The following is a 10,369-nucleotide window of genomic DNA, read 5'->3' as shown; positions in this document are numbered from 1 at the left end:
GGCGTGCCCAAAGAGAGCCTTGGCCCAACTCGTTTCATCAGCGATAAACATAATGCACCTTGAAAGATAAAAGAGTAATTAGATCATATAGTTGATCTAATTTAAATAGTAAAACGTCGATAACCAATTTGAATGGGTGTCATTAATTTAAACGACCAGCGTACGGATAAATCTACCCCTAGCAGCAAAAACTGATTTGCGCCTGCGGCCCAATGCGAGAGCAAGCGTTCGCCTACACATTCAGGAAACTCGGTGCTCATGGGAAGGCAGAGGGTGTCTGCTCCGTCGACCCTCCGCGCCAGGGAGGCGCGGCGGAGCTCCCATGGATGGGTTTACGGCGAGTCGAGCGGAGTAGTGCGCTCTGCCTGACTTCCACTCAAACTTCAACAAAAAGATGTGATTAAGTGACAGGCTGACGGCTTACAGCTTTCCCTTCGATCTGATCCCTATTTTTCCGTGTTCTTCCGTGGCAGATATATCTTTAGGTTTTTAAATCCCGCTGAGGCGGGACTGCCAGCTAAAGCGGCAGCCTACAAAAGAGCCGTGAAGGGTGAAGGGGTAAACCTAAAGCTCAGACACTAAAAGCAGATACCGGGGCAGGCCCGGCATGACGGCATAAGGGACAACACCTAAACCAGCCTACATATTCAGTCTTTGTTTCGCCGATCACTTTTGCTTGGGGCTTATCTTTAGACTTATAGCGTATAGCTGACGGCTTACAGCTTTCTCTTCGATCTGCTCACTATTTTTCCGTGTTCTTCCGTGGATTCCGTTGCGATATGGCTCTTAGGTCTTAAGAGCGAAATCCTGACTTTCGTCAGGAACACGCCAGAAAAAATAAAACCCCGAGTCAGCTGACTCGGGGTTTGTTTTTAGCTCGGCGCTTGGTGCTTGGCGCTATTTTTTCGTTGCTGCTTTCATGTCTTTAACGAAGGCCGTTAGGGCGTCGGTCATGGCGTTAGGATCATCAAGGTGTTGTTCGATGATTTTAACGATGGCTGAGCCCGAGATAGCACCGGCGGCACCGGCTGTAATGGCGTCGCGCACTTGCTGGGGGGTAGAAATACCAAAGCCCAGTAGCGTTGGTGGTGCGTTATAGCGCTTAAGTGTGGCTAATAGCGCATCCACTGGCTTGCCGGCTTTGGTTTCGGTGCCGGTAACGCCTGCTCGACTAAGCAGGTAAGTGTAACCGGCGCCGGCTTCGGCAATGGCTTTTAGGGTAGCTTCGTCGCCGTTGGGCGGGGCGATAAAGATGGTTTCTATGCCTGCTTTGTCGGCGGCGGCTTTAAACGGGGCCGACATTTCGATGGGCGCATCGGCCACTAATACCGAGTCTACGCCGGCGGCAGCTGCGCGGCGGTAAAAGTTATCCATGCCTGGTGCATATACTAAGTTGGCGTACACCAACAGGCCAATGGGCACTTCGGGGTATTTTTCCCGCACCTGGGTTAGCATATCAAAGCAGGTTTGGGTGCGAGTACCGGCATTTAAGGCGCGCAGGGTGGCGGCTTGAATGGTGGGGCCGTCGGCCACGGGATCTGAAAACGGAATACCCAACTCTAAGGCATCGGCACCACCGGCAAGTAGGGCGTCTATCACTTTAAGTGAGTGTGCAGGAGTAGGATCGCCTAAGGCGACGAACGGCACAAAGGCACCTTGGTTGGCAGCCGTTAAACGGTCAAACAAGCGATTATAACGGCTCATTACATTTCTCCCTTCTGCTCTAAGATGTCAGCCACGGTAAAGATGTCTTTATCGCCTCGGCCCGATAAGTTAACCACTAGTACTTGTTCTTTTTCGGGCTCGGCCTCGGCCATTTTAAGGGCATAGGCCAGCGCATGAGACGATTCTAGTGCCGGAATAATCCCCTCAAAGCGGGCGAGTGCTTTAAAGGCGTCTAGTGCTTCGTCATCGGTGACCGATACATATTCGGCGCGGCCAGTTGTCGCAAGGTGTGCGTGCTGCGGGCCGACGGAGGGAAAGTCGAGACCGGCAGAAACGGAGTAAGACTCAGACACTTGGCCGTCTTCGTTATGCATCATTAGTGACAACATGCCAAAGAAAATGCCCTTGGTACCTTCGCCAAGCGTGGCGCCGTGCTCGCCGGTGCTAATGCCTTTGCCTGCGGGCTCTACGCCAATTAAGCGTACGTTTTCTTCTTCAATAAAATCGGCAAATATGCCGATGGCGTTAGAGCCACCGCCCACACAGGCAATCACTGCGTCGGGCAGGCGCGCTTCGTGCTCTACAATTTGCACCTTGGCTTCTTCGCCAATCATGCGCTGAAATTCACGCACTATGGTCGGGAAGGGGTGTGGCCCCGCGGCGGTACCCAACATGTAGTGGGCGACTTCGTAGTTAGCAGCCCAGTCGCGCATTGCTTCGCTACAGGCGTCTTTTAGGGTGGCAGAGCCGGCGTGTACCGGTATTACTTCGGCACCCATTAGCTTCATGCGAAACACGTTTGGCTCTTGGCGTGCACAGTCTTTAGCGCCCATATAAATGCGACACTTTAAGCCCATTAGGGCACAGGCTAAGGCGGTGGCTACACCGTGTTGGCCGGCTCCGGTTTCGGCAATAATTTCTGTTTTGCCCATGCGCTTGGCAAGCAATGCCTGACCTAACACTTGGTTAGTTTTGTGGGCGCCGCCGTGCAGCAAGTCTTCGCGCTTTAAGTAAATGCGGGTCTTGGTATGGGACGCTAAGTTGCGAACCCGGGTTAGTGGCGTGGGACGACCGGCATATTCGGTTAATAGCTCGTGAAACTCACGATCAAACTCGGGATCTTGCTGGGCGTCTACAAACGCTTTTTCTAACTGCAGCAAGGCGGGCATTAATATTTGCGGCACATACATGCCACCAAAATCACCGAAGAAGGGATTAAGTAAACTCATTATTTTTTCCTACTATTTGTGTTATGGCCAGCGTTGCTATCTGTATCAAGTTCAGCGTTGCTATCTGACTGTTTGCCCGATTTGCGACCATAGCTGCGCAGAGAAGTGAAAGCGGCTTGTAATTTTTGGGCGTCTTTTTGCCCAGGAGCGCTTTCTACGCCGGAATTAAAATCGAGACCCACACAGCCATAGCTGGCGGCGTCACTGGCGTTGTCTGGTGTAAGGCCACCGGCCAGCATGGCTTGGCTGTTGTCTATGCCTTTAAGGCCTAAGCCATCGAGCAAGGCCCAGTCGAATGTTTGACCGGTGCCGCCGCTTTGGCCGCCTGCTTGAGTATCAAACAACAGGCGGTCGGCGTTTTTAGGCAAGGCGGGTAGTTGCTGGCTAACCGGCACGGCTTTCCAGACTGCCACGTCGTTAGGCAATTGTTGTTTAAGCGCACTAATGTAGGCGTCGTCTTCCTCGCCGTGCAGTTGCACGGCGTGCAAGCCCAGCGCTTTGGCTTTGGCGCTAACTTCAATCAAAGCATGATTTTGAAATACGCCCACATAGTGCAAGGGGGCAGCCGCCATAATGGCTCTGGCCTGCTCTATGCTGACGCAGCGTGGGCTCTTGCCCACAAAAATTAGACCACCGTGCACGGCTCCGGCGTGATAGGCGGCGGCGGCATCTTGAGGCTGAGTAAGGCCACAAACCTTGTTGGCGCCCAAAATTAACTTGCGCACCGCCAGCTCCACGTCGTCTTGCGCCATTAGCGAGCTGCCCACCAAAAAGCCATCGGCATGGGCTGCAAGTGCTTGCACCTGAGCGTGATCATGAATGCCCGACTCGGAAATCACGATGCGATCAGCGGGGATCAACGCAGACAACACCTTAGTGCGATTAAGATCGATACTTAGGTCACGCAAGTCGCGGTTATTAATGCCAATCACCTTGGCATTAAGGGCAATGGCACGCGCCACTTCCTCTTCGCTAATCACTTCGGTGAGCACGCCCATGTTGAGTGATTCGGCGACCGCGTTCAGCTCGCGATATTGTTCATCGTTGAGCACCGACAGCATCAGCAAGATGGCGTCGGCCTGGTGTAGGCGCGCTAGCTTGATTTGATAAGGGTCAATAATAAAGTCTTTGCAGATCACCGGTTGGCTCACCTGAGCACGCACACGAGTAACAAAGTCGAACTGCCCCTGAAAGTACTTCTCATCGGTTAACACCGAAATAGCCGAGGCATGGCGGCCATATACTTGGGCGATGGCGTCGAGGTCGAAGTCTTCGCGAATTAAGCCTTTAGAAGGCGAGGCTTTTTTACATTCCAGAATAAAGGCCGGGCTTTTGGCTGCTAGTGCCGCCACAAACGGGCGGTCACTGGGCGTTAACTTGGCTTCGAAGCTGCTGAGCGGCTGGCTCACTTTTCGCTCAGCTACCCAGATTTTTTTGTCGGCAACAATTTTGCCTAAAACGGTACTTAACATTGGCTTAACTCCGCCAGTTTATTGGCTACTTCCATGGCTTTGCCCGATTTTATCACAGCCATCACCTGGGCAACGGCTTCTTTTAGCGTCTCGGCTTGACCGCTCATTACCAGCAAGGGCGCCACGTTCATGGCAATGACGCCTTGTTGTGCTGGAGTACCGCCGCCTTGCAAGATTTCAACGGTAATGGCCTTATTTTCACTCGGCTCGCCACCGGCAATGGCGCTAATGTCGTAACGCTCAAGCCCTAGCTCTTCGGGGGTAATTTGGTATTCGCTAATGGTGCCATCGAGTATTTCTGCCACCGTGGTGGGGCCGTGGATGGCAATTTCATCCAGCCCGCTGCCGTGCACCACCATGCCGCGCTTAAGGCCCATGGCCACCAAGGTGTCGGCAATGGGGCGTACCAGCTGCTCGGAGTACACGCCCAACAGCATAAAGTCGGGGCGGGCGGGGTTAATGAGCGGGCCCAATACGTTGAATATGGTGCGAGTTTTAAGTGCTTGGCGCACTGGCTGGGCATGGCGAATGCCGCCGTGGTAGTTAGGCGCAAACAAGAAGCAGGCATTCACTTCATCTAAGCAGCGGCGGGCGCGCTCGGGGCTCATGTTAAGGTCGATGCCTAGCTGCTCGAGTAGGTCGGACGAGCCAGACTTAGACGACACGCCGCGGTTGCCGTGCTTGGCCACTTTAATGCCACATGCCGCCGCCACTAATGCCGAGGTGGTGGACACGTTAATGGTGTTCATGCCATCGCCACCGGTGCCGACTATGTCGCAAAACGGATAGTCGGGCCGCGGGAAGGGGGAGGCTGCATCTAGCAGGGCTTGCGCGGCACCGGCAATTTCATCTGGGGTTTCGCCCTTCATTTTAAGCACGGTGAGCAACGAGGCCATGGTCATTTGATCCATATCGCCTTTTAGCAGCTCGCTAAATAAAGCATGGGCTTGGGTGCGGCTAATATGCTCGCCCCTAAAGAGCTGATCCATGGCTTTGGTTTCTGGCGCGCTTAAAAAGGCCAAACTTTGCACCAACAGTTGCGCGCCCTCGGTGGTCATAATGGACTCGGGATGAAACTGAAAACCCAATACTCGCTTGGCGGTATCTTGCACCGCCATGGTCATGCCGTGGTAATCGGCAATCACCGGCAAGGTGCTGGGGATTTTAGTGCCCACCAACGAGTGATAACGGGCCACCGGCAGCGGGTTAGACAAGTTAGCAAATACCCCTTGGCCGTTATGGCTAATTTGTGAGGTTTTGCCGTGCTTAATTTCACCAGCACTTTCTACTACGCCGCCGTAATGCTCTACCAGTGCCTGATGGCCTAGGCAAATGCCCAAAATAGGAAAACGACCAATGCAGGCATTAATTAAGGCGGGCATATTGCCCGCTTGGCTAGGAATGCCAGGGCCGGGCGAGAGCACCAAGATAGGGCGCTCAGACTGCTGGGCACATTGCTCCATGGCGGCCACTAATTGCGCCACCGGCACGGTATTACGATACACATTGACGGTGGCACCTAGGGTGCGAAACTGATCAACTAAGTTGTAAGTAAAAGAGTCGTAGTTATCTAGCAAGAAAATAGTATTAGTCATGGCTCACCTCCGCCAATGTGGTGCCGTGGGCAAGGGCAATGGCGTTAAGCACCGCCGCGGCCTTGTTGCGGGTTTCGTCAGCTTCCGATTGCGGATCTGAGTCATACACCACACCGGCGCCCGCTTGCACATGGGCGATGCCGCCGCTGACAAAGGCCGAGCGGATCACAATGCAGGTGTCCATATCGCCTTGGCCATTTACATAACCCACCGCACCGCCGTAGCTGCCGCGACGCTGTTGCTCTACTTCGCGAATGAGGGCGCTGGCGCGAATTTTTGGTGCGCCGGTTAAGGTGCCCATGTTCATGCAGGCCTGATAGCCGTGCAGGGCGTCTAGGTCGTGGCGCAAGGTGCCAACAACCCGAGACACTAAGTGCATTACATGGCTGTAGCGGTCTACGCTAAGTAGGTCTTTTACATAGCGGCTGCCGGGCTCGCTAATGCGGGCAATGTCGTTGCGTGCCAGGTCGACCAGCATTAAGTGTTCGGCGGTTTCTTTGGCGTCTTGGCGCAAGTCCAGCTCGATGCGACCGTCTAGGTCTAGGTTAATGCTGCCGTCGGCATTAATGCCGCGTTTGCGAGTACCGGCAATGGGGTACATCTCCACTTGGCGGCTGGCATGGTCAAACTTAACCGAGCTTTCGGGGCTGGCACCAAACAGGGTGAAGTCTTGGTCGTTCACATAAAACAGATAAGGGCTGGGGTTAGTTTGCTTGAGCTTGCGATAGGCCGCCAACGGGCGCGGGCAGGGCAGGCTGAAGCTGCGCGAGGGCACCACCTGAAAAATATTGCCGTCTTGAATCTGCTGTTTTAGGTTATTGACGTCATTCTTAAACTCAACGTCGCTCTTGCTGACCTGAATATGGCCTTGCAGTTGGGCATCGGCGATGGGCTCGGGATGAACCTGACCACAGGCGTGGTTGAGCTGTGCTAGGCGAGCGGTGAGTCGAGCGTGTTCGGCGGCGTCAAATACGCAGGCCGACAGCTTGGCGCTTTCTTGCTTATGATCCAGCATGATCAGTGTTTCTGCTAAATAAAAGCAGAAGTCGGGGCAACAGTTAATGCCTTCGGGTACGTCTGCTAATTGCTCAAACGAGGCAATTAAATCGTAGGCGAAGGTGCCTGCCATAAACACATGCTGCTGACCTAAATCGGCATTAAAGCGCGTTATAATCAGGCGCAGGGTTTCTAACACCGACGGCGCTTTAAGGCGGCTGTCTTCATCTAGGGTGTCGTCGGCCTGCGGCAGAGTCACCACTAATTGCTGGGCGCTACGCTCGCCGCCTAAGGCTTGCTCTACTAAGTTGAGTGCTGGCTCACCGTTGTTATTTAGCGCGGTTAAGGTCACGGTACGGCCTTGGCAAACGAGTCGCACGCAGGCATCAAGCATCAGTAGACTTTGCGTGCCGGCCTTGGTGTCTATTTCGGCCGATTCCAGCAACATACTGTTGTCGCCAGGTTGCGTGAGCGCGGCGAATAACGCCAGCGGATCGTCGGTATAGGGTGCATCTTGCAATAATATTTGGAGCTGGCCATGCGCCATGATGTCTCTTCCTTATGTATTAATCGCGGTCATCAGGTACTTGCCTGATCACCTGGCTGGCAATGTCGTCATCGGTAACAGATACAAATGCCGTTTTAATGGGTGTAGCTAGAGTCTGAGTGTGCCATCGCCAAAAAATGTGCTTGGTTTGTTTCATCGCGCCACCTTTTGCTGGATAATAAAAAAGCCCGCACTGGGGCGGGCTTTTATGTTCGCTGAGACTTAAAGACACATACAGCAAATCACACGCCCAATTAAGGAGTGTGCCACCACCAAATAATGCGTAGAGTGGAAATTTGCTGAATCATCGCGCTCTGCTCGTTAATCTGAAAACTAGACATAGTTAAACGATAATCGGGGGGGCAAGTCAACCCCGAGCACAGGATTTTTTTATGCGAATTGATTTACACAGTCATTCTACGGCGTCTGACGGCCAGCTCACCCCCACCGAATTGATGGCCCGTGCGGCCGAAAAAGAGGTAGATGTGCTGGCGCTAACCGACCACGATACCTTGGGCGGATTAGCAGAAGCGGCCATTGCGGCAGCCGAGTATGGTGTGCGTTTGATTAATGGCGTAGAAATTTCCTGCTTGTGGCAGGCGTTAGAGGTACACGTAGTTGGCCTGAATATTCAAACCGACCACGAGGGCCTAAATGCCTTGCTAACCGAACAGCAACAACGACGCGAACGACGCGCGCATTTAATGGCTGAGCGGTTAGCAAAGGCCAATTTTCCGGGCGGCTATGAAGGCGCGCGGGCCGTGGCGGGGGATGCACCCATCACCCGCAGCCACATGGCCAAGTGGCTATTAAGCCAAGGCGCGGCAGACTCCATTGCTAAAGTGTTTAAAAAGTTTTTAAGCCGAGGTAATACGGGGTATGCTCCGCCGGATTGGTGTTCGCTAGACGAGGCCATAGCGGCTATTCATCAAGCGGGCGGCGTGGCGGTGCTGGCGCACCCTACGCGCTACGACCTATCTAATAAATGGGTTAGAAAGATGATCACGGCCTTTGCCGAGGCCGGTGGTGATGCCATGGAAGTATCCATGGCACAGCAGAGCCCACAAGAACGTGCTACGTTGGGAGAATGGAGCAAAGCCCATCAGCTAGAAGCATCGGTTGGGTCTGACTTTCATTTTCCGAGCCAATGGCGCGAGCTGGGCCGGCAACTGTGGTTGCCTAAAGAAGCAACTCCAGTGTGGACGCGTTTTATTTAAATCATTCCGGGAGGAATCATGAGCCAATATTTTGAACTGCACCCCGAAAACCCACAACCGCGACTCATTAACCAAGCGGTGGCGATTATTCGCCAAGGCGGCGTGCTGGTTTACCCTACCGACTCGGGTTATGCCATTGGCTGCCTAGTGGGTGATAAAAATGCCATGGAGCGCATTTGCCGCATCCGTAAGCTAGAAAAAGACCATAACTTTACCCTAGTGTGTCGTGATCTATCTGAGCTGTCGTTTTACGCTCGCGTAGAAAACGGCGCCTTTCGGTTGATGAAAAACAACACCCCTGGTGCCTATACCTTTATTTTGCGCGCCACCAAAGAAGTGCCTAAGCGGCTGCAAAATCCTAAACGTAAAACCATTGGCCTGCGCGTACCTGACAACGCCATTAGCTTGGCATTGCTAGAAGCGCTGGGCGAGCCGTTAATGTCGGGTAGTTTGATTTTGCCCGGTGAAACTGAGGCCGAATACGATCCGCAGTTGATCCGCGAGCAGCTAGAAAAACAAGTTGATTTAATTATCGATGGTGGCGTGCTAGACCCACAGCCCACTACCGTAATTGAGCTGTACGATGAAACACCAGTAATTGCGCGTGCTGGTGCCGGCGATACTCGCCCTTTTGAATAAGTCCCTTGGTGATAAATGAGTAACATGACTGAAAAATTACAAAAAGTACTGGCACGAGCAGGTAAAGGCTCACGCCGTGAACTTGAAACCATGATCAGCCAAGGGCGCGTCAGTGTAGATGGCAAAATATCGGTCTTGGGTGACCGTGTGACTGGCCGCGAGCAGATTCGCGTAGACGGCCACCAAGTAGAAACCCAGCCCGAAGCCGATGTTATCTGTCGGGTATTGTCTTATCACAAGCCCGAAGGCGAAGTCAGCACCCGTAAAGACCCCGAAGGCCGCCCTACGGTATTCGACCGCTTGCCTAAGCTAAAAGGCGCCCGTTGGGTGTCTGTGGGCCGGTTAGACGTGAACACCTCGGGCCTATTGCTGTTTACTACCGACGGCGAGTTGGCCAACCGCTTAATGCACCCCCGCCACGAAATTGACCGTGAATATGCAGTACGGGTATTTGGTGAGGTGGACGAAGCCATGCTGCAGCGGTTACGCAAAGGCGTGATGCTAGAAGATGGTATGGGCAAGTTCGATACCATTAAGTACAGCGGTGGCGAAGGCATGAACCATTGGTTTCATGTCACGTTAAAAGAAGGCCGTAACCGAGAAGTGCGTCGCTTGTGGGAATCTCAAGAGATGCAGGTAAGCCGACTGATCCGCGTGCGTTACGGCAAAATTGAACTGCCGCGCAATATTCCCCGCGGCGGCTGGTCTGAAATGCCGTTAGAGCAGGTAAACTACCTGCGTACCGAAGTTGATTTGGCGCCAGAAAAAGAAAGCAAAGTCGAAGTTGATGCGCCACAGCGTTATAAGCAGGTATCGCAAATTCGTAAAGCGGTACGCCGCCACAACTCTCGAGTGAAAAGCGGCGGTACGGGTACCAGTGCCGGAGCAGGTGCCAGCACCGGGCCTAAGAAAAAGCCCGCGCCACCGACGCGTCCTCGCACCAATCCAAAGCTAAAGAAGAAAACAAGGCTGTAAAGAAAGCCGGAAGCGGTAAGCTTTAAGCTGGAAG

The 10,369-nt window shown here is 53.5% G+C and carries 10 protein-coding genes and 1 pseudogene; 3 read left to right on the top strand and 8 right to left on the bottom strand.

Going from position 1 to position 10,369, the window contains the following annotated elements:
• Positions 1-101: 101 nt before the first annotated feature.
• The 8 genes and pseudogenes from ACFQ1C_RS13710 to ACFQ1C_RS13675 form a co-directional block, all read right to left on the bottom strand.
• Positions 102-260, bottom strand: coding sequence for a hypothetical protein (locus ACFQ1C_RS13710; protein ID WP_379559230.1), 159 nt, complete (start codon positions 258-260; stop codon positions 102-104).
• Between the two features lie 637 nt (positions 261-897).
• On the bottom strand, positions 898-1,704 hold the full coding sequence (gene trpA / locus ACFQ1C_RS13705; RefSeq protein WP_379559229.1) for a tryptophan synthase subunit alpha: 807 nt from the start codon (positions 1,702-1,704) through the stop codon (positions 898-900).
• Entirely contained in the window at positions 1,704-2,894 is a 1,191-nt protein-coding gene (trpB, locus tag ACFQ1C_RS13700) for a tryptophan synthase subunit beta (RefSeq protein ID WP_379559228.1), read from the bottom strand. Before trpB ends, trpA begins: the two co-directional genes overlap by 1 nt.
• Positions 2,894-4,366, bottom strand: a complete 1,473-nt coding sequence (gene trpCF / locus ACFQ1C_RS13695; RefSeq protein WP_379559227.1) for a bifunctional indole-3-glycerol-phosphate synthase TrpC/phosphoribosylanthranilate isomerase TrpF — start codon at positions 4,364-4,366, stop codon at positions 2,894-2,896. Before trpCF ends, trpB begins: the two co-directional genes overlap by 1 nt.
• Positions 4,360-5,355 carry an anthranilate phosphoribosyltransferase gene (gene trpD / locus ACFQ1C_RS13690; RefSeq protein WP_379559233.1) on the bottom strand — a complete coding sequence of 332 codons (996 nt, stop codon included), beginning with the start codon at positions 5,353-5,355 and terminating at the stop codon, positions 4,360-4,362. Before trpD ends, trpCF begins: the two co-directional genes overlap by 7 nt.
• Before the next feature lie 9 nt (positions 5,356-5,364).
• Positions 5,365-5,961 (bottom strand): annotated as a pseudogene (locus ACFQ1C_RS13685) (aminodeoxychorismate/anthranilate synthase component II); the annotation flags it as partial.
• The gene (locus tag ACFQ1C_RS13680) at positions 5,954-7,504 is read right to left on the bottom strand and encodes an anthranilate synthase component 1 (RefSeq protein WP_379559226.1); all 1,551 of its coding nucleotides are present in this window, start codon (positions 7,502-7,504) and stop codon (positions 5,954-5,956) included. The pseudogene ACFQ1C_RS13685 and the gene ACFQ1C_RS13680, both read right to left, overlap by 8 nt.
• 19 nt (positions 7,505-7,523) lie before the next feature.
• Positions 7,524-7,661 (bottom strand): hypothetical protein, encoded by a 138-nt coding sequence (locus ACFQ1C_RS13675; protein ID WP_379559225.1) that lies wholly within the window; start codon positions 7,659-7,661, stop codon positions 7,524-7,526.
• Between the two features lie 235 nt (positions 7,662-7,896).
• Between ACFQ1C_RS13675 and rnm the strand changes: the two genes are divergently transcribed.
• Genes rnm through rluB form a run of 3 tightly spaced genes read left to right on the top strand, consistent with a single transcriptional unit; the run spans position 7,897 to position 10,335 of the window.
• Positions 7,897-8,721: an RNase RNM gene (gene rnm / locus ACFQ1C_RS13670; RefSeq protein ID WP_379559224.1), complete on the top strand. Its 825-nt coding sequence runs from the start codon at positions 7,897-7,899 to the stop codon at positions 8,719-8,721.
• 18 nt (positions 8,722-8,739) lie between these two features.
• On the top strand, positions 8,740-9,360 hold the full coding sequence (locus tag ACFQ1C_RS13665; RefSeq protein ID WP_379559223.1) for an L-threonylcarbamoyladenylate synthase: 621 nt from the start codon (positions 8,740-8,742) through the stop codon (positions 9,358-9,360).
• A gap of 24 nt (positions 9,361-9,384) precedes the next feature.
• On the top strand, positions 9,385-10,335 hold the full coding sequence (rluB, locus tag ACFQ1C_RS13660) for a 23S rRNA pseudouridine(2605) synthase RluB (RefSeq protein WP_379559222.1): 951 nt from the start codon (positions 9,385-9,387) through the stop codon (positions 10,333-10,335).
• Positions 10,336-10,369: the final 34 nt, after the last annotated feature.

This window comes from Oceanisphaera ostreae (assembly GCF_042676125.1).
In the GTDB taxonomy this organism is placed as follows: domain Bacteria; phylum Pseudomonadota; class Gammaproteobacteria; order Enterobacterales; family Aeromonadaceae; genus Oceanimonas; species Oceanimonas ostreae.
Note: the sequence above shows the minus strand (reverse complement) of the source record. Positions and strands in the feature narration are given on the sequence as shown.